Raw genomic sequence first — 23351 nt, 5'->3', positions numbered from 1 at the left:
TGTAATTATTTAGCCAGCGCCTTTTTAAACGCTGCTAAACAACGGTCGCGGGCTTTGCTGTGATCAACAATGGGTTTTGGATATTTGCTGAAGTCGGCATATTCCGGAACCCATTTTTTTATGTATTTAAGTTCGGGGTCAAACTTTTTGGTTTGGGCATCGGGGTTAAAAATCCTGAAGTACGGCGCCGCATCGGTACCTGAACCTGCAGCCCATTGCCAGCCACCTACATTGCTGGCCATTTCATAATCCAGCAGCTTACGGGCAAAATAGCGTTCTCCCCAGCGCCAGTCAATCAGCAGGTCTTTGCTTAAAAAGCTGGCCACTATCATACGCACGCGATTGTGCATAAAGCCGGTTGTATTCAGTTCGCGCATCCCTGCATCAATGATTGGGAAACCGGTTTCGCCTTTGCACCAGGCATCAAACTGTTTTTCATCGTTTATCCAATGGATGCGGTCATATTCCGGCCTGAAAGCATGGTCCATCGTATGAGGGAAATGATGTAATATCATCATATAAAATTCGCGCCAGATGAGCTCATTAAGCCAGGTTTTATCATCATGACTGTAGGCCGTAGCTGCCAACTCCCGGATGCTTACGGTACCAAAGCGTAAATGCATGCCAATATGTGAGGTGCCTTTAATGGCCGGAAAATCGCGCTGCTCTTTATAATCTTTAATTACACCTTCATAACTTTTGTCGGGCAGGGGCATATTGCTTTTTTCAAAGCCCATTTCTTTTAACGATGGGATAGGGAATGCTTCGGTTTGATAAAGATTTTTAAGATATTTTTTTGTTGGATAGGCCTTTAAATAAAATGGTTTTAACGTACTGTACCATTTACGCTGATATGGAGTGTAAACGGTGTAAGGCTTGCCATCGTCTTTTATAACTTCATCCTTTTCAAAAATTACCTGGTCTTTATAGGTTTTAAAGGGGATGCCATGCTCTTCAAGTTTTGCGCGTACCCTATCATCGCGTTTAGTGGCGTAGGGTTCATAGTCGTGATTGGTGTAAACCGCGGCAATGTTATGGTCTTTGATGAGCTTATCCCAGGCGTGTATTGCTTTATCATAAAGTATCAACATAGTGCTGCCATGCTTATGGAATGCTGTACTTAAGCTTTCAATAGTTTGATAGATGAACGTAACGCGGGCATCGTCCTTATCTTGAAGCTTGTCAAGAATTTCTCTATCAAAAATAAATACGGGTAAAACAGGGTTGCCGCTTTTAAGGGCATAATAAAGGCCTGCATTATCATCAAGCCGTAAATCGCGGCGGAACCAGAATATGCTAACCGGTGTTTTATGATCCATAAATTTCACTTAATGCTGTATCTATATCAGCAAATTTAAATTTGAAACCGGCGTCTTCAATTTTTTGTGCCGATACTTTGGTACTGCCCAGTACTATACTGCTCATCTCGCCCAATAAAAGTTTGAGCACAAAGCCCGGCACATTTGGCGCCCACAGTGGTTTATGTAATTGTTTGGCAACTGCCTGGGTTAATTGCTTATTGGTGACAGGATTTGGTGCAACCATATTGTAAACGCCGCTAAGGTTCTTATTTCCGATCCCTAAAAGGTACATATCCACAACATCCTGCCAATGGATCCAGGGCACCCATTGTTTACCGCTGCCAATGGGCGAGCCAACATATAGTTTTATAGGTTTTGCAAGGGTTGGTAATGCACCGCCATCTTTATCCAGTACTACACCGGTACGGAATTTCAAAATTCGAATCCCAAACTTTTGGCCCTCATCAACGGCAGCTTCCCACAGTACACAGCATTGGGATATAAAATCCCTGGCCGGAGCGCTTGTTTCATACATCAGTTCATCCCCACGGTCGCTGTAATAACCAATGCCTGATGCGGAGATAACTGAAGTAACCTGATGCTGTTTGCGTTTCAGCAGATCATACACCAGCTCAATTGATTTTACGCGACTATCGATCAGGTCTTTTTTACGGGCGTCGGTCCAGTGCTTTTCAGCAATGCCCGAGCCGGCCAGATGCACGATGGTATCAATCCCGTCGATACAATGCTCATCAATGATGCCTTTGTTGATATCCCATACAAATGTCTTTACCTGCGGATTGTTACCGGCTTTTCTGCTTAAATGACTTACGGTATAACCATTAGCCAATAATGCTTTAGTGAGAAGTGTTCCCAGTAATCCTGATCCGCCGGTTAGTAGTATACTTTTGTCCATAATTTTGTCCATAGTGTTTTTACCTGATACGCTATTGCTATGGGCTATGGTCTATCGACTATGATCCCGGCTTTTTCTTTATAATTAACAATTTCCCTTGCCATACCGTTAAATATAAACAGGTGGAAAGGCCACATGGCATACCAGTACAAGCGGCCCCACAGGCCGTTGGGCCTAAAGGTAGCTACCTGACTTAAACTTTGCTTACCATGGCGTTCAATTATTTTAAATTCAAGCCATGCTTCGCCCGGTAATTTCATTTCAGCGTACAGGAGCAGGCGTTTGTTTTCGCGGTCGGCCAGCAAAACCCGCCAAAAATCAATTACATCACCCGGACTTATATTGATATTGCTTGTGCGCCCCCGGCGCGAGCCAACACCACCAAAGATCTTATCCAGGAAACCGCGGATGTTCCATATCCAGTCCCAATAATACCAGCCCCGGTTGCCGCCTATAGAAAGTACGTTGGTAAACACTTCGTTGGCCGGGCGTTCAAAAGGCATTTTTACTTTGTATTCCTGCGTGCCGTTTTGAGGTACCTTGATCTGGTCCATAAAACCGGGATTAAGGTAACCCTGGTTAAAAGCATCTTTCCAGCTGGAAACGATGGAGTTTTGCTCAATTTTAACAAAGGCAAGCTCGAGGCATTCTTTATAAGTAAGGCATTTACGTGGCACAACCTCATCAATGCCATGATCATGCATAATGGTTTCGTTCTTCATGCTGTTTACAAGGCTTTGAGCAAGTGTAAAGCTTGTAGAAGTAACAAAATACAGCCAATACGATGATATTTTAGGAGATAGGAAGGGTATGGTTATAATATACCTTTTCAGCTTACGTACCTCAGCATAAGTAAGCATCATCTGCCTGAAAGAAAGGATATCCGGCCCGCCTATATCAAAGGCCCGGTTGTAAGATTTTTCATTTAGCATTACACCTTCCAGATAACCAAGTACATCGCGGATGCCAATGGGTTGGGATTTTGTATTGACCCAACGAGGAACGGTCATCACAGGAAGCTTTTCGGTAAGGTCACGAATGATCTCGAACGAGGCACTACCCGAACCGATGATAATAGCCGCCCGCAAAACGGTTAAGGCTGCTTTGCCTTCTTTCAGTACATCCTCCACATGCCGTCGTGATTCCAGGTGACGCGAAAGATGTTGATCGTTGGTTATCCCGCTTAAAAATATGGTTTGTTTGCACCTGGTTTTATCAAGTGCCTTTACAAAGTTATGGGCCGAAAGAGCCTCGAGTGCGGCAAAATCATGAGTTTGCGCCATGGAGTGCACCAGGTAATAAGCTGCATCGAGATCTTCAGGAAATGCTTCGATATTTGACTCTTTAAGCAGATCGCCGGTAATGAGGGTGACTTTACCGCTAAAATCGCTATGCTCGTGAAAACGACGTTTATCACGTACCAGGCAAACTACATCATGGCCTTTCTCCAGTAAAACCGGGATAAGCCGTGTACCTATATAGCCGTTAGCGCCAGCAAGCAAAACCTTCATGCATAATGAAACAACAAAAAAGGCAGGCTGTTTTAAGCTAAACGCCTGCCTTCATAATAAATTAATAAATAGTTATATCCTATATGTTTACACTATCTGTCACCACTACTTTGCTGCACAGTGGCTTAGCATATTCTTCGGCAAATATCACATGGGTAGGGTCAACCTGGTAAGCTTCCTGCGCTTCGGGGGTATCAAATAAAATCAACAGTGATACATCATAAGAGCGGTCAATTACATCGCGATTGGTATCGGCCGGCACGCCGATATGTATATCGCGGATATGTGGAATAGGCAGGAGGATATTAAGCCCTTCAATCAGTTTATCTTTATCGGCTTTGTTTTTTAACCAGAAGTGTACGTGGTGTACAAAAGTGTTTTGGAGTATTGGCATATGTTTGTTTATGTTTTGCGTTTAAATAATTGGCCGAACCAGTTTTGTTTTTTGGGAGCTGATGAGTTTAAAACCTGTATACGATAGGCTTCAAAATTTAAATATCCGTTTGCTGATGGCTTGTTAAGGTCGATCATATCACCAAGCCCTGTATCAAATATTTGCCAGTTATTTTTTATGGCGAGATCTATCAGTGGATAAATAGCAGATTCACCATATAAATTGAGCATTAAAGTACTTGAAGGCTCACCATCATCAAAATAATCTATCGTAAAATTATCTTCTTTTATTTCGTGGTGGTCACCATCTGTAATTATATTTTTGAAATACTTTTTAAAAGCCTTGGAAAATGAGACAGGGAGTAGTTGTTTTTCATCCACATCTGCCAGGTCAGTAATTTTTTGCCTCGAATTAAATAGTACTACATCCCAACTCATATAAGATGAAATTAATGCATACAGCCTACATAAACTCTTCCCTTAAAAACAAAGGCCGTTTTAACCTTATCAATAACTTGTAAGGCGCTATCTGCACTGTTTTTGTTTTCATAAATTCCGGCTACTAAAGCAATCGTTTTTGGGCTTGTATCAAATTGGTAGTTCTCAAGATATTCAAGGCTTAACGTTTTGGATGGAAATCTCCGTGGATAATATTCGCCCGCATAAATCTCATCTTCATCCTTATCGGATAATGCAATGAGGTCTTTAGCTTTATTATATCCCCGTTCCATCGTATCAATAGGGATACCGGATAATTTATTCAAGGCAAACATTCTATTCCTGAGCGTATAATAATTGATACCTGTATCGGCAATTAAAATATAGTAATTTGCATAAGCAGGTTCACTATCCGTATTAGATGTATCAATACCTGCTGCCTTAATCTTGATTGTGTTTTTATAGGATGAAGCCAAAACCTTAACATGTTTTACTTTAAGAGAATGGGTATCTTTATCAGAAGGTTTCGATTTGCAGGCAGCAAATAAGCATACTATTATAAGCAGAAAATGAACTTTCATATGAGGGTATAGGTTATCCAAATATAATTGAATTTCAATTTGAAAGGCAAATGCGTGCTGTCCATTGTGAACTCAAAACTGCCAAGTGCTTAATATTCCAATACCACATGCGGTTTAAAAGTATCCGTTTTAACTTTTGCCTTTAGCTCATGTAAAATATTATACAACCCAAAATTGGTGCGGTTTACGTAGATAAAATGTTTAACGCCTCGGGCTTGTTTAAATTCCGGCATTTTTGATATGCGCTCGCCAAAACCGTATAACTGATCAAAAAATTCGGTCTGGCCAAAATCAAATGTATCGGTAATATATGGTTGGGCAAACAGGCTTATCATTTCCTTATACTGGGTATAATAAAACTCGATCTGCGCCGGGGTATCTCCTTTATGGATCATATCCAGCTGGCGGAATGCCTTGATGGTTTCTTCCTTGTTATCCAGTAAATTGGTTGATGTAAGCGAAAAGAACGGATAATAAAAGTCCTCCGGCATTTCCTTAATGCAGCCAAAGTCAATAACCCCAAGTTTGCCTTCTGGCGTGATCATAAAATTACCGGGATGCGGGTCGGCATGTACGGCGCGGAGCTCATGTTGTTGAAAGTTGTAAAAATCCCACAAAGCCTGACCTATCTGGTTGCGAAGATCCTGCGATGGATTGGTGGCCAAAAACTCTTTCAGGTGTTTGCCTTCCAGCCAGTCCATGGTGATAATTCGCTTACTGCTTAGTTCGGGGTAATAATTAGGGAATACCACATTTTCAAGATTGGCACAGGCTTTAGAAAACTCAACAGAACGGCGTACTTCAAGCTCGTAATCGGTTTCCTCGAGCAGGCGTTCTTCAACCTCTTTCATGTAAACATCCAGTTCCTTCTCGCTCATGCCCAGCATCCTGAAGGCAAAAGGCTTAACAAGTTTCAGGTCAGACGAGATAGAATCGCCTACACCAGGGTACTGGATCTTAACTGCAAGTTTTTTGCCATTTAGCTCGGCCTGGTGAACCTGGCCTATCGAAGCTGCATTGGTTGATCGGATATTGAACTTATCAAAAATCTGATCGGGGTTTTTGCCAAAATACTTCCTGAATGTTTGCACAATAAGAGGCCCGGAAAGCGGCGGAGCATTATATTGCGATTGGGTAAACTTATCAACATAAGCTTGCGGCAGCAGGTTTTTATCCATGCTGAGCATTTGCGCTACCTTGAGCGCGCTACCTTTAAGCTCACTTAATGATTGATAGATATCAGCGGCATTATCCTCGTTCAACTCCGATTTATCCAGATCAGGGTTGAATAGCTTTTTGGAGTAATGCTTAATATAGTTGCCGCCAATTTTAATACCTGTTTTTACAAATTTGGCCGACCGCTGTACTTTGGTTGTAGGTATGCTATTTTGTTCGGGAGTGGCTCCCGGAGTTTCATCTGCCATAGTTTTAAAATCCCATCTTATCCTTTATCCCACCATTTTGCACCAAAAACTTACCGTATTCAAAAAGGTTGTCGATAGGTGAGCGTTGAAAAAGATCAAAAGTTACATTAATGCCTTTTTCGATGGCCTCATCGGTTTTCTCAAAGCCGGCCGAGTTATCGTTGATCCAAAAGTTAAGTACGAAGACAAACTGGATCCATAAGGCGTCTTTATACTTTTTTGAGAAGTATTTACGATCGCTTAGTTCGGTGCTTTCAATTCCTTCCTTCAAAATCTCATCTGCAAAGGCCTCAAAAAGGTCTTTCAGCGGGCTGAATACCCTGGGCGTAGTAAAACCTTTAGGCTGCTTTTTAATGCTGTAAACCGCGAAGCTGCGGCTGCTTTTCAACAACTCAAAAAAACCGTAAAAAAATGATAAAGCTTTTTCACGTGCCGTATAGCCTTCCCAAACTTCCTGGGCACGGATCTCGGCCAGTGTTTTGGTGGCAAAACCAGCCCAAATGCCCTGTTCAACCGCTTCAAATGAGCCATAGAACTGGTAAAATTCGGCTTCGCTCATTTCATTTTGTTTTGCGAAGATATAAACCGATTTAGGCTGTTCGCCTTCGGTTAACACATAATCGATATAGGCGTTCTGGATGTTTTCGATAGTTGCCATGTTAAACCTTTCCTCAATCCTCTCCAAAGGAGAGCACTTTTTTAAGTTGTTATATTTAAATCAAACTCTATAAACTTCCTCTCCTTTGGAGAGGGTTGGGGCGAGGTTACAAAAACTGCTCAACCACCTGTTGCAGCTGCCTGGCCTGCACCACGCCGCTTTGGCGCCATTTGCTTTGCCCTTTTTGAAAAATCATGAGGGTTGGTACGCTTTGTATGCGGTAAGCACTGGCTGCAGCAGGATTTTTGTCAATATCTATTTTGATGATCTTTACCTTATCACCTAACGCTGTTTTAACATCGTGCAGTATAGGCGGCATCATTTTACAAGGCCCGCACCATTCGGCCGAAAAATCGACCAGCACCGGTGTTTCTGATGCTATTATTTCCTGGAAATTTGCCATAAGTATTTTATTAATTGTTCATGGTTCATGGATGATGGTTCATAGTACGGGCATTATAGTGATGCCTGTTTTCTGTAGATAAGCTAATTGCTATGAACTATGATCCATAAACTATATGCTATTCAAATTTAACCATTTACCCGCGAAAAAGTTTAGTGTTTTAATATCAAAGCATCGGCTATGAAGTATATTTACTTTATGCAAACAAAACTAAGCACTTACCTATTCCTGGCGGTCCTTGTATTGCCTTTTTCGGGTGTGGCCCAGGGCACTGTTATACCGCTTTGGCCAAACGGAGCGCCGGGATTTGAAAACCGCCGCAATGAGCCCGAACAGGCTAAAGACTATTGGGTTAAAAATATTCACAATCCATCACTTACTGTTTTTGCGCCGCCGAAGGATAAAGCCAATGGTGCCGCGGTGGTGATATGCCCCGGCGGCGGGCATCGCTTGCTGGTGTATACTGCCGAGGGTGTTGACCCTGCAAAATATCTTAATACGTTGGGTGTTACGGTTTTTGTGCTGAAATATCGTTTAGGCAGAGATACACTATCGCCATACAAAATTGATGTACACGCCAAACAGGATGGCTATAGGGCCATGCGGCTGGTACGCAGCATAGCAACTCAATACGGCTTGGATACAAACCGTATTGGGATGATGGGTTTTTCGGCAGGCGGCGAGGTGGTTGATATGGTTGCTTATGGCGAAGGTAAAGGTGACCCCGGGGCTCCCGATCCTGTCGACAGGTTAAATGCCCGTCCCTCGTTTTTGATCCAGATTTATCCGGGGCCTCTTTATATTCCCGATAAACTACCTTATGACGCCCCGCCGGCGTTTTTGTTAGCCGCCAATGATGATGTTTGTTGCTCGCCATCGGTAGTAAAACTATTGCAGCGTTACCGGGAAGCAAAAATACCGGTTGAGGTACATATTTATACCCAGGGCGATCATGGCTTTAATATGGGGTACCGGTCAAAGCTGCAAAGCATCAGCACGTGGCCCCAACGCATGGCCGACTGGCTGAGTGATAATAATTACCTGCACCCGGCAACAGCCAAAAGGATGAAACTTCATTAAGTACGGTAAAAAAATAGGATTATAAAAGAGAGGCATATGCATGACTGAACAGCATAGCCTCTTCTTTTAACAATAGCCCTATTGTACCCCTACGTTCGGGACTAATGTATCTTGTAACAGCTTTCGGTAAAAGCTGTGCGTTTTGTAATGAATCTCCCCGGTTCGTATTAATTCATTTTTATACAATTTTCCACTACTTCGGTACGCCGGCCAAATGAATAAGTGGCGTCATTGACAAATTTGTAACTCAGCGTAGCTGTTTTTACTGTTGAAACCAATATCACGTCTGAAGCATTATCAACCACAAGTACACCATTCGTATTACTGTTTTGTTCAGGTGCTGATGATGTACTGGTAAGCATCACGTTAGTATACTTGTCAGGCTGTGTTGATTGGCTTACTGTATAAGTAGTGTTTATCTTCTCATTACCCGAAGATATATTGCTCACCCAGCTTGCACCCGTTTTTAATGCTTCCGAGTTATCGGCAACCAGGTTTAAGCGTGTGCCGGTTATAAACTGATCCTGTTTAAAACCTGCGAATAATAACAGCGTGTCGGTAGCGTATCGCTCATCCGGATCATTTACATCGGTTATGATCCCATTTTTATCGATGCTGAGCGTTACCGATTTGCCTATAAGACTTTGCAATGCCATCTGGATATATGAGCTGGTATCGGCAGGCCTGTCTGAGCTGTATTCCATTTTTTTACCAAAGGCATCCATTGTATCGTTGATGTGACTTGTGGTAACGGTTAAAACAAACCCGCTACGGGTAATACCTGTAACCTTATAGGTTTTTGATATTGATGATGTTGTATTGATATTGAATGTTTGCTTCCCCCGCTGCAATATACTTGCCGCACTTATATAGGTTGTTTTATTGTACTCATCGCCCTGCTTAAACGTAAGTTCGCGGCGTTGAGCTTTGCTGAAGCAGGCTGTGAACAGCAATAAAGCCATTAATGCCGTTTTTATATTGAAGAGGTGTGTTTTCATTTTTTTAATCGATTTATATTATCCCCTGTTGGATTGAAAAAGCTAAATATAGATCACTGTTTACTAATGGCTTGGCATATGGGTCGGTGGCGGCATATGCGTTGGCGGTGGCATATGCGTAGGCGGCGGCATATGAGTAGGCGGCGGCATATGAGTAGGCGGCGGCATATGGGTTGGCGGTGGCATATGTGGCCCCGGTCCCGGTGGTGGCGGAGTGGGCGGAATGTTAGGTGGTTTAATCGGTGGCACTGGTATTACCGGTTTATACGGCGGTGGAGGTAGTGGCGGCACTGTGGGTGGCGGAATTACCGGTGGTGGTGGCGTATAAGGAGGTAGCGGTGGTGGTACATTCCAATCTGATTGATTGTTTCTGCTTTGGGCAGAAGTCTGCTTAATGCTTATAACTAAAGTTGCGGACACGACTAATGCTGCTATGATTATCTTTTTCATAGATCTTATATGTTTTAATGAAATAATTAATTTTTTGCTGAGAAAGAATTATCGTCGGTTTAGGGAGAGGGGGTAACCGATGGAGAATACCATATTGGCTTTATTATTGGTATACCGGGTAAGGTTTGCAACCCCTACTGCTAAACTTAAAGGCACCGGGAGCGGTCGGATCCCCGCCGAGATACCGAGGTTCATGCCGGTCCATTCGGCATTTACGTTTACATGCTGTATAAGTTCGTAGGATACGCTGCCAAATACTGCCGTACCGTGTTTTCCTCTGCCGGCAGCAATATCTTTGGGGCTTTTTTCGTAAAACCGGCCACTGCCTATGCCTATTGTATAACTAAGCCTTGAGCAGCCCGGGGTTAATGATTTAATGGTTTGTATAGCATGGGTTACGGCAAGATAATAGGTTGAGCCGGAAGCGTCTGATTGCCTTGCATTGGCAAACATCTGCAATGCCCCGGCCGAGATACTTGTACCTGCAAATAGCTTACGGCTTATTATGAAGTTTCCTGAAAAATCCCTGAACCTGTGCACATCCGTCATGTTTAAACTGGCGGCAAAGTTTATTGCTTTTACAGGATTACCAACGCATGCCCCTGCAGAGGCGATCAGATCGGCTTTGTTGTCTCTGTACACTTCAGGGTAGGTAGCGCCAAGGCCTCCAAACAGATAGGTGCCGTATCCCCCAAAGCCCGATGGAATTAATATGCCGCCTGGGGCATCGCTTGGGTAAAGCTCATTTTGTGCTGATATTGTTTGCTGGTTGGTTTGAGGAACAGGAGCCAGAAAGTTGTCTATCTTTTGCGTAAGTTCCTTTTCAAACTGGTTTTGGCTATAAACAGTTTGTGTACTCAAACAAAATGCGCCGGTAACACAGCAAATAATTGCCCATATTTTGGTTTTACAGATCATTTTAGTAAACGGATTAGGTGTGTTTTGATGATTGTGATGAACAGATCAACGCCAGCAGGCAATGATCTAATGTATGCAATTTACCTGCAAAAAAGCAACCGGTAATTTTTTGTTTTTGGGATAAAACGGCTGGTTTATTAACGGAGCTGCGGGGCTTGTCATAATAAAATTTAACGTGCTGCTGTTAGCAGGCGTTACACCAGGGGTACATGATTGTGGCTTTTTCATTGTGATTTGGATTGTTTTTATATCACAAGTTTACGGAGACCGGGGAGGGCACACAATACAAAGTAGTTTGTATTTTGAGCTGATTGGGTTGAGTAAGCTTAACCGGGATGTTTTTACAAGAGATACAAAGCAATAACGCCTCCTTACATTTAGTGCAGGGAGGCGTTATGAAAATTTCTAAATAATGAGCCAGGTTACTTCTTCTCATCAAGTACAACCCATCTGTTCGCTGTATTATTCAATCCTTCAATAACAACCTTATAAAATTTAGAGGGCATATTTTTAACATCAACCAGCACATGCTCATTAGTAACCGGTACAGTAGCTAACAGCTTATAATCATCGGCCTTACCTTCTTTAAAAGTATTATCGGCTGCTACCCATACCTTAACACTGCCTTTGGGGTCAAGCGCTTTCCATGTGATATCCAATGAGCCCTGCACATAATTAGCGGCAGGCTCTGCCACTGATAGCGGACCGATAAGCGAGATCCCATCCATCTCACGTTGTTGTGCTTCGGGTACTTTTACATTTAAAAAACTATTGATAGAGGGCGTTATATCAACAATACCCGGGGTATAGAATTTAGCATAGTTATTAAGCGGGCGGTAACTGGTAACCATCCAGGTTGAGCGCTGGCGGGTGCTTTGACCACCGTGGTTTTTACCGGTTGCTTCGTCGCGGCCATGATCTGTTGTGATAAAAATCAGCCAGTCTTCTTTAAAATGTTGCTTCCGGTATTGTATTGCTGCCCAGATCTTGCCTACCTGTGCATCCATTTTTTCAATAGCATCATAATATTGCGGGCTATCGCCGTATTTATGCCCCATATCGTCGGTATATTCCAGGTATACCCATGAAAGGTCGGGAGCTTTATCTTTAACACAATCCGCTGCCGCTGCTGCTACCTGCTCATCTATCAGGTGCATATAGTTCCCGGCCTTGTCATGCGGAAATTTAACCGTATCCAGTTCATAACCATCATAAGCAAAATCAGGATGGATGTTACCTGCTGCGGATAACCGGTCCCCAATTAGCTTGGTGCGGTTATCTGTCCAACTGCTAAATACGGCTGTCTTTTTGTTGGGATAAGCATTTTTAAACATCCGGAATATATTCCAGTAATTATAGTTTGGAGCCTTGATGTCGTTGCCCCAAACGTTGTGTTTGTTAACCCAGGTAGCTGTAAGTAAGCTGTTGTAGCCATTGGCAGATATGGTTGGCGTTTGCGAATAACCACCTTTTTCGCCGCCAACATGCGCACGAAGGTAGGTACCCTGTTTAGCTATCAGTTTCAGGTTAGGTGTATTCAATTTTTCAATAACATCTGCTGGGATGCCATCAGCAATAATAAAGACTGCTTTGCGGGTTTGGGCGGTGGTATTTAGCCCTGCCGATATCAGGAGGACAGAAGCTGCGGCTTTAAGTAGATTTCGCATCGATATAAGTAAATGTTTTAAAGGACTAAATTACGGTGTTTTAAAAGTACAGGCGTTAAAAAATTGTTATGCTTTTGGGGCTGTTATATTTTTAACGTGCTGTAGCGTAAATGATTTACAAGGCGTAATATAATTATAAACCTATCAGCCATGATGCGCAAACTAACCTTACTTTGTTTTGGGATTTTAGCTATAACCGCCTGTAAAAAGGGAGGTATCAGCCCAGTTAATAAAGATCCGGGTAAAGATCTGGTGCTTTCCGCAACCGAACAGCAACAGATTGGGCCTGGTAATGCTTTTACCTTAAAGCTTTTCAGCGCGAATGTTAATAGCCTTGACGCGGATAAAAACGTCATCATTTCGCCATTAAGCGTAAGCTTTGCCATAAGTATGACCAGTAATGGCGCCAGCGGGCAAACCCTTACAGATATCCGCAAAACCATGGAGTTTAGCAGTTTTACCGAAGAACAGGTTAACAGTTACTATCATAACCTCATCACAAACCTCCCCGATCTCGATCCAAATACTACGCTTAAAATAGCCAATTCCATTTGGTACGCTCATAATTTTACGGTGCTGCCGGCATTCCTGAAAATCAATACCGATTTTTATAATGCCGAGGTGAAAACCCTCGATTTTAGCAATGAATCAGCATCCCTAACTACTATTAATGATTGGGTAAGCCAGCAAACTAACAGCAAGATTCCAAAGATCCTCGATAAAATTTCGGATGGGGCCCGGATGTACCTCATCAATGCCATTTATTTTAAAAGCATATGGAAAACCCGTTTTGATGCAAAAGCAACTTTCAAGGCGCCATTTAGTTTGTCAAATGGAGGCACTGTACAAGCTGATTTTATGACCAATAGCCATGCTGAACTTAAAAGCGCGTATTATAACGGTACAAACGTGGTTGAACTGCCTTATAGCAACAGTAAATACAGCATGATATTGATGATGCCTGATGGAGATATAAAAAGCTTTGCACAGGGCCTCGATTCAAGTAAATGGAATTTACTGATGGGTAAACTCACCGCCGGCAAATCGGATATTACCATGCCCAGGTTTAAATTTAGCTATGACATTACGCTGAATGATATTTTAAAATCATTAGGGATGAGCATTGCCTTTAGCGATATGGCTGATTTTAGTCGCATTAACGCGGGTGGTGGCCTTAGTATATCCGAGGTGAAACACAAAGCTTATATTGATGTGAATGAAGACGGTACCGAAGCCGCGGCAGTAACATCTGTTGGCATAGTGACTACGGCAGCTCCACCGACTCATGTTTTTAATAAACCTTTCATTTTTGCAATACGGGAAATGAAAACCGGGCTGATACTATTTGCAGGGATAGTGAGGAACCCGGCGCTGAGTGAATAAAATGCTCTCCGGGTTTATGCCAGGACCACAGCACTGCTCAATACATTTCTACAAAAGCCTTCAAAGGTCTTGATTGAGGAATGTTTTTACGATAGATGAGCACCGTAGACATAGTGCCCAGTTCTTTGTTTAAGGTATGTGTTTTTAGTTTGCGGCCTGCGTAGTATTGCTCAATCAGTTCGGCAGGAAGGATGCTGATCCCCAAACCCGCTTCCACAAAGTTAATGATCCCTTCCAGTGAGTTCAGTACAATACTTTTATATTGGATAATACCTTTTGAATTTAACCATGCTTCTAATCGGGCCCGAAATACGCAGCCTTGGTCAAACACAATGATCTTGAGTGGCGAGGTAATAAGGAATTCTTTAAGTTCCAGGCCTTGTGCGGGGGCGAGGATCACCAGTTGTTCTTCTTTGATATGTACCTGTTCCAGTTCGGGCGAGTTGATAGGGGCTGATACAAAGGCTGCATCGAGTTTGTAATTGATTACATCGCTAATGAGGTCACTGCGCATTTGCGACCTAAATTCCAGGTCGACATCGGGATAAGTATCGGTAAAGCGGGTGAGGATATCCGGTACTTTAAAAGCCATGGTGGTCTCAATGCATCCTATTTTAAGGCTGCCGCTTACCCGGCTGAATTTTTTAATGTCCTGTTTGGCTTCATGCACTAAGTGATCTATCCGCTTGCTGTATTGCAACAGTGTTTCGCCGGCACTGGTTAGCGTTACTTTGCGCGATGTGCGGGTAAACAAATCGGCACCAAACTCTTCTTCCAGGTTTTTAATACGTGCCGTAACGTTAGACTGTACGGTAAACATCGCTTCGGCCGCTTTAGTAAAACTTCCGTTGGTAGCTACTGCTTCAAAAATCTTCAGATCGTTAGTATTCATAAATCGTTATTTATGATTTTATATATCGTTATTAATCGTTTTTAATAATCAAATGTCGATATTAATTTTGACTCATCAAACACAAAAATGAAAACTAAAAATCTCATACTAAGCGCAATTATAGCTACTGTAATTACCAACGGGGCCAATGCACAATCAAAACCGAATTCAACTTTAAAAATTCAAACCATGGAAAAAAATCAAATTCATTACCGTAATATCAAAGCCAGGGGCTTAAATATTTTTTATCGCGAAGCAGGGCCTGAAGACGCCCCAACAATATTGTTATTGCACGGCTATCCTACATCTTCACACATGTTCAGGAACCTGATCCCGACGTTAAGCACAAAGTATCATGTACTGGCGCCCGACCTGCCCGGTTTTGGATATTCTGACGCGCCCGATCATACCCAATTTCAATATACTTTTGATAACCTGGCTAATACCATGCAATCGTTTATTGATGAACTTGGGCTTAAACGTTTTGCCATTTATATATTTGATTATGGTGCCCCTACCGGTTTAAGGCTGGCTGTAGCTAACCCCGAAAAAATAACCGGCATCATATCTCAAAATGGTAATGCATACGAAGAAGGCCTGAGCACAGGCTGGAATCCTATTCAAAAATATTGGCAATACCCAACCCAGGAAAACAGGGATGCATTGCAGGACTTCGTAACCGAAAAAGTAACTAAATTTCAATACTTTGAAGGCGTATCCGATCCGTCGCTGATAGCCCCTGAGTCATACGGCTTAGACCAGCACTTCCTCGATCGCCCGGGAAACGTGGAGATCCAGCTTGACCTGATGCTTGATTACCGTACCAACGTGGCTTTATATCCTAAATTCCAGGCTTATTTCCGCGAATATAAACCAAAGCTCTTAGCTGTCTGGGGTAACAAAGATCCTTTCTTTTTACCTGCCGGAGCCGAAGCCTACAAACGAGATAACCCCAATGCTACCGTTAAATTTTATAATACAGGCCACTTTGCGTTGGAAACACATGCCAGAGAAATAGGCCTGGATGTGCTGGGCTTTTTGGATGGATTGCCTAAGTAATTGAATAATCAATGGCCTCACCCAACCCTCTCCATTGGAGAGGGTTGAAAAAGTTTCTTAAAGTAGTCCTTCCGGGAAGATTTAGAAGAGCCTATTGCTTTGTCAACGTCCCTTTCTCCGCCAACAAAAAATCGGCAGTAGTAAAACCTTCCAGCTTTTTGGCCAGCGAACCATCGGCGTTGAAAAAGAACAGGGTAGGAGTGGCCCTAATAGGATATTGCTCCTTTAACTTTTTACCGTCCCCGCTATCTATATCAATAGCTACATTAACTAAACTTGGGTTATAAGCTTTACCTAATTCTTGTTTAATCAATACTTCCTGCTCCATTTGTTTACAGGTTGGGCACCATGACGCATGGGCAAATACAAACAGCGGTTTGTTTTCGGCTTTGGCCAATGCCTGCGCATCTGCAAGAGAAATAGTTTTAAAATTGATACCCTGCTGTGAGCTAAGTCTTGGTTTGTACCTGGGGGTGCATGATGCAAGGCCAATTACCAAAGGAGCCAAAAACACCAATAATATTTGAGCTGATTTTTTCATTTGATTTCTATTTAGTTGTATTTGTGCTGCAATGAGTTTATAGGCCTGTACCAGGCCTGTCATTAATAGAGTTAATCCTAATATCCAATTGATGAGGTTATGCTGTGCTTTAAGTATATTCATGAGGTAATTACCCACAACACCATAGATAATAAAAGAGAGCAGTGTTCCTGTGCCAATGGCAATTATAAAAATATTGTAATCGCGGGTTTCATTGCTTAACACTTTGCGGTTTTTTAAAACGGCTGTCCAGCCCATCCAAAAAGGTAAATGAAGCGGGTTGAGCAAGCTTAGCAATAAACCCGAATAAAAAGGGTTTATCCTTGCAAAGGGCAGTACATCCCGGAAATTGTGCATGTGGAACGCGGCCCAGAGGGTTTTATAGGCCAGCATGAGTATAGCGATGCAAAATACTATACTTAATATTTTGAACAGTTTTTTTAAACGAACCAGGTGGTCAACCACCACAAGGCCAATGCGAACGATCACTACCTCAACCAAAATAGCGGCAAAGGCAAACCAGGCAGCCCCCGCAACATCATTGTTGAGGGCGAAGTTGGCTATGCTGGTATTTAATGTACCAATGGGCAGCGCACCAACAAAACTAATGCTGAATGCCACCCAAAATAGTTTTAATTGCTTTGTCATGGTCACGATACCAGCTTTAAGTATTCGGTGTTATTTTTAAGCATGGTAATGCCTTGCTTATGAGTCATGTAATTAATGCTTTTTTGTTGTTTATTAAGTTTGCTTACGCGATAAAGGAGCTTCCAATGCCTGATGATCTCGTACCAGGCGAAGAATATTGAATGTTTGGGATCGTAAATATGAGTTGGTTCGCTGCCGGCACCGTTCAGTTCTATGATGGATAGATTTTTGCCGCGGCATAGCTCATCCCAGGTGTTATACATTACATCCAGCCGGCCAAAATAAAATCCGGGGATCTGGCGGCATATGTCATCTATCGCATCCGTCAATTCATCGGTAATAAGATGACTAAGGTCAATGAATTTAGCACCCCGGGCATGGTTACCATAAGGCACCAGCGTTTTTGATTTGCCAATAGGTAAAACCTGTTTCAGTTCATCACCATAGGTGTCTATCAATACAGGCAGTTGCAGCAGGTAGCGGGGCTCTTTGATAATGAGCTCCATCATGGTATGTTTGCCATCGCCGGTTAGGGCTAAAAACTCCTTGCCAACTATACCGGTTACCTGGCCTTTGGCTTCGCCCGGTAAGCGGTAGTAAAATATGCCTACTTCGCTTTTGTACTTAATATATTCCTGCACCAGGAAATCAACCCTGATTTGTTGGGTATATTCCAGCAATTCTACTTCGTTATGCACCAGTTTGACCTGTACACCCCTGCCTCCAATATCCGGTTTGGCGATTAAGGGGAAGTCGAAATTTTTATCCTTTATGACCGATTTGATCTGCCTAAAGTCTGTTTTTGTTTTAAAGAGGATGGTTTTTGGATAATATTGTTGGGGGATGAGGTTATAAATACTGGCTTTGCTTTCCAATGTAAAACCACCATTTTCGATCAGTGGATTAGCCGTGCTGAAAAAGAAAAATGAACGAGCCTTAAAACTCAACCAGAACCAATAAAACATAACAGGTGCGTAAAACATATTGAGCGACCAGTATTCCCAATTAAAAAGCCTGATTAAAAATCTTCTTAAGCCAAAAAAACGGGGCAATACAACAGGTCTGTTGCTATCAGCTTCTATAGCAAGATCATGCACATATTCATTGCCATCTCTCAAATCATGATAGGTCATGGTAATGTTTTGCAGACTGACGTTGATGTTGGTAACACTTACCGTTTTCATTTTACCGCTACGGTTTATTACCAATGCGTCGGTATCATCACCTTCGCCAGCATGGTGATGAAAATACATGATATCTTCCACCTGATCCGGATTGGCTGATTTACACCAGTTATTAAACCAATTGACACGTTTGGCGGCTGCCACCTCATCATACAAAGTAGCCGACGACCAGATATGTGCGTCCTTGCCATCCAGCAATTTAATATGTTTCCGCTCGCCGTCCCAGCGGCACTCATATAAACTGCCTTGTGCATAAAGCACTAAAGTGAAGGGCTCAACAGCTATAAGATCAATGTCCTGATAAAAAAGGAAAGGGTTCTGTGCATTGATAATATCCATTAGTACCAGCCCACGGCTGGTTTTATAGGGAGGTACGGCCGTATGTTTTACAAAAGCTCCATTTAACAATACAACAGTGTCGCCATTGTTTTTGGTGGCTATCCAGCTGCCGTTGCGGTCGGCGTCTTTTGGGTACAATAGGGTGTAATTGCCATTTTGATATTTGCGTGGTGCTATGGCCTGCTTGCGGTTAACGTTTTCATCGCGGTTGGAGGTAAGCTGGAACCCGCTTTTTGTAGGGATATAGGTTACTGTGCACATGCCTTACGGTACTTAAGTGTTGACGCGGCAACGCCAAATTCATCAGGAATAACCACATCCGATACCGCGTTTACGCCAATACGGATCAGGGCCATATGATGAACGGTATGTTCCAGGTTATAAACCAGCTCGCGGTAGTAATTTGAAAATACCTGTGCCGAATGTGCTTCGCCTTCGCCGTATTCGGCTTGTAGCAATAATTGTTTATCAGGCTTTTGAACGTTTGCTTCTACCTGGCGAATGGTTGTGACGGCGAAATCTTTATCAGCTTCAATGGCTTTATTGCGGACGCGTTTATCATAATCAACCATGCCGGTTTCGTAACCTTTATTCAATTCAATAAAGAACTCAAGAATATGACGGGTATGCTGGCCGATACTTGATTGCGACAGCAGTTTTACCGGTTGGGTGTATTGTAAAGGACTTAATTCGTCAATTACATATTGTAGCTGCTCCAGCAGGTTGGAGATAGGTTCTTTCAATTGCATGATGCTAATTATTAGCAGTGGTTTTTAATTTTATTAATGAAGAAGAGGGATGAGGTTTAAAACCTCTTTCCTGAAAATGTAAAGCAGTATGGCTGATGTTGCGAACACGATAGTTGCCAGTATAAAAAGCTGACCGCCATCGCCCTGTACTACGATTCCCAGTTTGGTAAGATGAAAAAATATGGCACCGGCCATTAACCCTACAGCTATCAAAGCGCCTATGCCGGTAGTGCGGGGGATAATGATCAGTATGGCGGCTACCAGTTCCATGCTGCCAATGCCAATCCTGCCCCAGGGTTCCATACCCAGTTTGGTAAATATGTAAACCGACTCGGGGGCAGCGGTGAATTTGAAGAACAAGGTTTGTAACATGATGATGGCTGCTACAAGGCGCAGGGCCCAAACAAGTATGTTAAATTGTGTGTAAGTCATGATATTGAGTGGTGTGTTTGCTGAAAATATTTATGCTTGTACAGGCGCTTGCAGTCTTTGGCTCACTTTGATGGCGGCCATAACAATATCCCGGGCTACCTCTGCTTTGCTTTTAAGCGGGTATGCCTGGAACAGGAAATCGCGGTTGATGACCGTGATCTTGTTTGTGTCGTACCCAAATGTTGCGCCTTCGTCCTGTACAGAATTGAGCACCACCAAATCGAGATTTTTACTGTATAGTTTTTTGAGCGCGTTTTGCTCCTCATCGTTAGTTTCAAGAGCGAAGCCGATTGATACCTGATCCTTGCGCTTGATCTTACCGAACTCAAAGGCGATGTCGACATTTTTAACCATTTGCAGGCTAAACTCCTGGGTCGATTTTTTCATTTTTTGAGCGTATATCTGTGCCGGTTTATAATCGGCCACTGCTGCGGCGAAGATTGCTATCCGGGCTACGGGGAAATATTGTTGACAGGCCGCATACATTTCATCAGCCGAATCAACATGGATAACTCTGAGGCTGCTGTGAGATAAACTGATATTTACCGGCCCCGAAACTAAAATCACCTCAAAGCCCTGATCTAAAAAAGCCCCGGCAATGGCATAACCCATTTTGCCCGACGAATGGTTGCTAATGAAACGTACCGGATCGATAGCTTCGCGGGTGGGGCCGGCGGTGATTAACACTATGGGTTTGTTGTGTGTGGTTTTCATATTGTTTGGTGGTGTTTCTTGAAAGCATGGGCTTGCATGATTCCCCTCTTGAGAGGGGCGGAGGGGGGCAGCCTTGAAAAGCGTACTGCATAAACACCCCCTTCCGTCGCACCTTGCCTTCGCGCCGCCTCTCAAGAAGGGATTTTGAATTGCTTTTACTTTTGCCCCTTTACCTCGGGCCATTTTTCATCGGCCACTTTAATGAGGTTTGCCTGGTCTTTGGTCCACAGTTCTTTTACCTTATCGTTGTAGTTGAAATAAAGCTTATCGTTCAGTACCGTCCAGGTATCAGTTTGGGTAGGGGCTTTGTGACCTTGTGAAGTGCCATAAGCGCAGTAACCGCCGTACTGTGGGGCATACTTTTCAGGGTCGGCTTTAAACGCTTCGAGGTTTTCATTGCTGGAGAAGAGCCAGGTAGCTTCTTTCCATTTGTATTGAAATTTGTCTGAGCCTTTTACCGGTTTCGATTCTTTGAAAAATGCAACCGGATCATAGCCTTTAATAGCCTTGCCGCCCGGAGCAAATATTTCTGATTGCTGGGCATAGGTTTGAACTGCGGTAACAAATGCGAGTGCCGCGATAATTAATAAACGTTTCATTTTTTTGATTTTAGATTGATTTATAATTGATTATTAAAAGCTGTTTATCGGATGGTTTTAGCCCAGTTGGCATCGGCTTTGGTTTTGAGGTTAGCCTCGTCCTTATCCCAGGATTTTTTTGTATTATTAAAAAACTTGTTGTAAAACAGGTACAGCTTGTTATTAACGAGTTTGAAGGTCTTGGGATCTATCTCTACTTTTTCGCCTTTAGCGCCCATGGCATAAGCGCACCAGCCGCCGTATTGTGGTTCGTATTTAGCAGGATCGACTTTAAATAAGTCCCTGTCCTGAGTGGAAGCGAAGTAATAAATAACGCCATCGTTTGCAAGGGAGATTTCTTTTTTGCCCTCTACGGCTTTTTGCTGAGTGAAGTAAGCTACAGGATCATAGCCTTCGAGCGCCAAGTCTGTTTTATCTAAATTGAACTGCTTTTTACGAACGTTTGTCTGGCTTTGTGCCGAAGCCATACTTACAACAAATACAGTAGCTAACAATAAATTGAATAATTTTTTCATGATTGTGTTAAACTTGATGTTTGGTTTTTCCTCCTTTGTCGGGGCGGACTATCAAACCTTACAGCGAATCAGAAAAATATTTAAACAGGGGAGCGAAGCGATTTATAAAGGAAATGAAATAGGTTTAAATTTTGTTTATCGGTCGTTTTTTGCTGATCTGGGCTGGTGTTAATTCTGAAGTTTATCTATTTTGCTTTGAATAAGGGCGTTATCAGCAGGCGTTTTTATCAGCGTTAGTGCTTGCTCAAAGTTTAGTTTTGCCTGTTCATTGTCAATGCCGGTGTATAGTTCGCCAAGCAGGGTGTAGTAAAACTGGTTTCCGGTGAGTTTCAATTTTTCGGCCTCACTAATGGCTTCTTCGGGGCTGTTGGCTTTGGCAAGCGCAAAGGTGCGGTTGAGTGCCGCTATAGGTGAGTATGTTATTTGCAGCAGGCGATTATAAAGCTGCAATATGTTTTCCCATTTTTGTTTGGAATCCGTTTTTTGGGTATGCCAATAGGCTATACTGGCTTCAATGTGATATTTTGATAATTGAGTGCCGGTAGTGGCTAGGTTTAAATAAAAGGCACCTTTGGCTACAAGGTCATAGTTCCAGAGGTTGGTGTCTTGATCTTCATATAAAATTAGTCCGCCGTTTTGATCTGTGCGGGCTTCAAACCTCGAGGCATGAAAATACATGAGCGAAAGCAATGCGTTAACCGACGGTTTGTTGGTGCCTTCGTTTTCAATAAGCATGTGGCAAAGGCGCATGGCCTCAAAGCAAAGGTCTTTACGCAGAACCTGGTTATCACTAACAGAATAATAACCCTCGCTAAACAACAGATAAATAGTGGTGAGCACGTTTTCGAGCCGGTTATCAATTTCAGCCGGACCAGGCATTTGGATTTCTATTTTTTCATTGCGGATCTTTTCCTTAGCTCTGAACAGGCGTTTGTTAATGGTTTCTTTATTGGTCAGGAAAGCTTCGGCCACTTCATCAATTCCGAAACCGCAAAGTATGCGTAACGAAAGCCCGATCTGTGCCTCGGGTGGGATGGCAGGATGACAGATTGCAAACATCATTTGCAGCTGGCTGTCGGTGATGTTTTGGAGCGAAAGATCGATTTCCGGTTCATAGGCCTCCGCTGTTTGGATTTCCGTGGATATTTTGTTTTCAAAAATGCTATTACGTTGTAAATGATTTTTCGCCTTGTTTTTGGCTACGCTATAAAGCCAGGCGGTTGGGTTAGGCGGGATGCCTTTATAACTCCAGGCCTGGGCTGCGGTAAGGAAGGTATCGCTGGCGATGTCTTCGGCAGTTTCCATCTGATCAAACCCAAAGCGGCGGCACAGCACCGATACTATTTTGCGGTACTCGGTGCGGAATAGATGGGGAATGATTTCGGGGTTTTGCATGGGGCAAATGGAAAAATGTCATTGCGAGTGATAGCGCGGCAATCTCGTAACTGTGCTTCGCCGCTTTGCATATCTCGCAGGCATAACTACGGGATTGCCACGTTGCGCCGGATACTCTTTTGCCCGAGCTGCTCCCCGCAATGACATGATTTATAAAATTATC

General features: G+C 43.0%; 24 protein-coding genes. 3 read left to right on the top strand and 21 right to left on the bottom strand.

Annotated features, from left to right (window positions below):
• Positions 1–5 precede the first annotated feature (5 nt).
• The 9 genes from ACQ86K_RS27690 to trxA form a co-directional block, all read right to left on the bottom strand.
• Positions 6–1319 carry a cryptochrome/photolyase family protein gene (locus ACQ86K_RS27690; protein WP_431199142.1) on the bottom strand — a complete coding sequence of 438 codons (1314 nt, stop codon included), beginning with the start codon at positions 1317–1319 and terminating at the stop codon, positions 6–8.
• Positions 1309–2217 carry a TIGR01777 family oxidoreductase gene (locus tag ACQ86K_RS27685; RefSeq protein WP_431199141.1) on the bottom strand — a complete coding sequence of 303 codons (909 nt, stop codon included), beginning with the start codon at positions 2215–2217 and terminating at the stop codon, positions 1309–1311. The genes ACQ86K_RS27690 and ACQ86K_RS27685 overlap by 11 nt, the downstream gene beginning before the upstream one ends.
• A gap of 44 nt (positions 2218–2261) precedes the next feature.
• Entirely contained in the window at positions 2262–3728 is a 1467-nt protein-coding gene (locus ACQ86K_RS27680) for an SDR family oxidoreductase (RefSeq protein WP_091171909.1), read from the bottom strand.
• 79 nt (positions 3729–3807) lie between these two features.
• Complete coding sequence (locus ACQ86K_RS27675) at positions 3808–4122, bottom strand: Dabb family protein (RefSeq protein WP_112653219.1); 315 nt, start codon at positions 4120–4122, stop codon at positions 3808–3810.
• Between the two features lie 8 nt (positions 4123–4130).
• Positions 4131–4502, bottom strand: a complete 372-nt coding sequence (locus ACQ86K_RS27670) for a hypothetical protein (protein ID WP_431199140.1) — start codon at positions 4500–4502, stop codon at positions 4131–4133.
• A 68-nt stretch (positions 4503–4570) separates the two neighbouring features.
• A complete protein-coding gene (locus tag ACQ86K_RS27665; RefSeq protein ID WP_431199139.1) occupies positions 4571–5140 on the bottom strand; it encodes a hypothetical protein in 570 nt (189 codons plus the stop codon).
• Positions 5141–5229: 89 nt separating this feature from the next.
• Complete coding sequence (locus ACQ86K_RS27660; RefSeq protein ID WP_129568156.1) at positions 5230–6564, bottom strand: ABC1 kinase family protein; 1335 nt, start codon at positions 6562–6564, stop codon at positions 5230–5232.
• 4 nt (positions 6565–6568) lie between these two features.
• Complete coding sequence (locus ACQ86K_RS27655) at positions 6569–7222, bottom strand: TetR family transcriptional regulator C-terminal domain-containing protein (protein WP_431199138.1); 654 nt, start codon at positions 7220–7222, stop codon at positions 6569–6571.
• Between the two features lie 106 nt (positions 7223–7328).
• Entirely contained in the window at positions 7329–7625 is a 297-nt protein-coding gene (gene trxA / locus ACQ86K_RS27650; RefSeq protein WP_090530271.1) for a thioredoxin, read from the bottom strand.
• Between the two features lie 180 nt (positions 7626–7805).
• Between trxA and ACQ86K_RS27645 the strand changes: the two genes are divergently transcribed.
• Positions 7806–8705: an alpha/beta hydrolase gene (locus ACQ86K_RS27645; protein ID WP_431199137.1), complete on the top strand. Its 900-nt coding sequence runs from the start codon at positions 7806–7808 to the stop codon at positions 8703–8705.
• Positions 8706–8872: 167 nt separating this feature from the next.
• Here ACQ86K_RS27645 and ACQ86K_RS27640 read toward each other — a convergent pair whose 3' ends face one another.
• The 3 genes from ACQ86K_RS27640 to ACQ86K_RS27630 all read right to left on the bottom strand — a co-directional run bounded on the left by ACQ86K_RS27640 (position 8873) and on the right by ACQ86K_RS27630 (position 12738).
• Positions 8873–9703 carry a DUF6263 family protein gene (locus ACQ86K_RS27640; protein ID WP_091171920.1) on the bottom strand — a complete coding sequence of 277 codons (831 nt, stop codon included), beginning with the start codon at positions 9701–9703 and terminating at the stop codon, positions 8873–8875.
• Between the two features lie 498 nt (positions 9704–10201).
• Positions 10202–11071 (bottom strand): hypothetical protein, encoded by an 870-nt coding sequence (locus ACQ86K_RS27635; RefSeq protein ID WP_091171922.1) that lies wholly within the window; start codon positions 11069–11071, stop codon positions 10202–10204.
• Positions 11072–11493: 422 nt separating this feature from the next.
• Positions 11494–12738: an alkaline phosphatase family protein gene (locus ACQ86K_RS27630; RefSeq protein ID WP_091171924.1), complete on the bottom strand. Its 1245-nt coding sequence runs from the start codon at positions 12736–12738 to the stop codon at positions 11494–11496.
• A gap of 150 nt (positions 12739–12888) precedes the next feature.
• Between ACQ86K_RS27630 and ACQ86K_RS27625 the strand changes: the two genes are divergently transcribed.
• Positions 12889–14121, top strand: coding sequence for a serpin family protein (locus ACQ86K_RS27625; protein ID WP_091171926.1), 1233 nt, complete (start codon positions 12889–12891; stop codon positions 14119–14121).
• A 37-nt stretch (positions 14122–14158) separates the two neighbouring features.
• Here the strand turns inward: ACQ86K_RS27625 and ACQ86K_RS27620 are convergent, their stop codons facing one another.
• Positions 14159–15013 carry a LysR family transcriptional regulator gene (locus ACQ86K_RS27620; RefSeq protein WP_091171928.1) on the bottom strand — a complete coding sequence of 285 codons (855 nt, stop codon included), beginning with the start codon at positions 15011–15013 and terminating at the stop codon, positions 14159–14161.
• An 87-nt stretch (positions 15014–15100) separates the two neighbouring features.
• On the opposite strand from ACQ86K_RS27620, the gene ACQ86K_RS27615 reads away from it, so the two are divergent.
• Entirely contained in the window at positions 15101–16072 is a 972-nt protein-coding gene (locus tag ACQ86K_RS27615; protein WP_091171930.1) for an alpha/beta fold hydrolase, read from the top strand.
• Between the two features lie 91 nt (positions 16073–16163).
• Here the strand turns inward: ACQ86K_RS27615 and ACQ86K_RS27610 are convergent, their stop codons facing one another.
• The 8 genes from ACQ86K_RS27610 to ACQ86K_RS27575 form a co-directional block, all read right to left on the bottom strand.
• Positions 16164–17261, bottom strand: coding sequence for a thioredoxin family protein (locus ACQ86K_RS27610; RefSeq protein WP_091171932.1), 1098 nt, complete (start codon positions 17259–17261; stop codon positions 16164–16166).
• 2 nt (positions 17262–17263) lie between these two features.
• On the bottom strand, positions 17264–19045 hold the full coding sequence (locus ACQ86K_RS27605) for an NRDE family protein (protein WP_091171935.1): 1782 nt from the start codon (positions 19043–19045) through the stop codon (positions 17264–17266).
• A complete protein-coding gene (locus tag ACQ86K_RS27600) occupies positions 19033–19533 on the bottom strand; it encodes a hypothetical protein (RefSeq protein WP_091171936.1) in 501 nt (166 codons plus the stop codon). Before ACQ86K_RS27600 ends, ACQ86K_RS27605 begins: the two co-directional genes overlap by 13 nt.
• Positions 19534–19566: 33 nt before the next feature.
• Positions 19567–19965, bottom strand: coding sequence for a DoxX family protein (locus tag ACQ86K_RS27595; RefSeq protein ID WP_091171939.1), 399 nt, complete (start codon positions 19963–19965; stop codon positions 19567–19569).
• A gap of 30 nt (positions 19966–19995) precedes the next feature.
• Entirely contained in the window at positions 19996–20679 is a 684-nt protein-coding gene (locus tag ACQ86K_RS27590; protein WP_091171940.1) for a phosphopantothenoylcysteine decarboxylase, read from the bottom strand.
• 155 nt (positions 20680–20834) lie between these two features.
• On the bottom strand, positions 20835–21278 hold the full coding sequence (locus tag ACQ86K_RS27585; protein ID WP_091171942.1) for a YHS domain-containing (seleno)protein: 444 nt from the start codon (positions 21276–21278) through the stop codon (positions 20835–20837).
• Positions 21279–21322: 44 nt separating this feature from the next.
• A complete protein-coding gene (locus tag ACQ86K_RS27580; protein ID WP_431199136.1) occupies positions 21323–21793 on the bottom strand; it encodes a YHS domain-containing (seleno)protein in 471 nt (156 codons plus the stop codon).
• Positions 21794–21961: 168 nt separating this feature from the next.
• Entirely contained in the window at positions 21962–23188 is a 1227-nt protein-coding gene (locus tag ACQ86K_RS27575; RefSeq protein WP_431199135.1) for an RNA polymerase sigma factor, read from the bottom strand.
• Between the last annotated feature and the right edge of the window lie 163 nt (positions 23189–23351).

The sequence above is a fragment of the Mucilaginibacter sp. P19 genome (assembly GCF_050632265.1).
GTDB lineage: Bacteria > Bacteroidota > Bacteroidia > Sphingobacteriales > Sphingobacteriaceae > Mucilaginibacter > Mucilaginibacter gossypii.
Note: the sequence above shows the minus strand (reverse complement) of the source record. Positions and strands in the feature narration are given on the sequence as shown.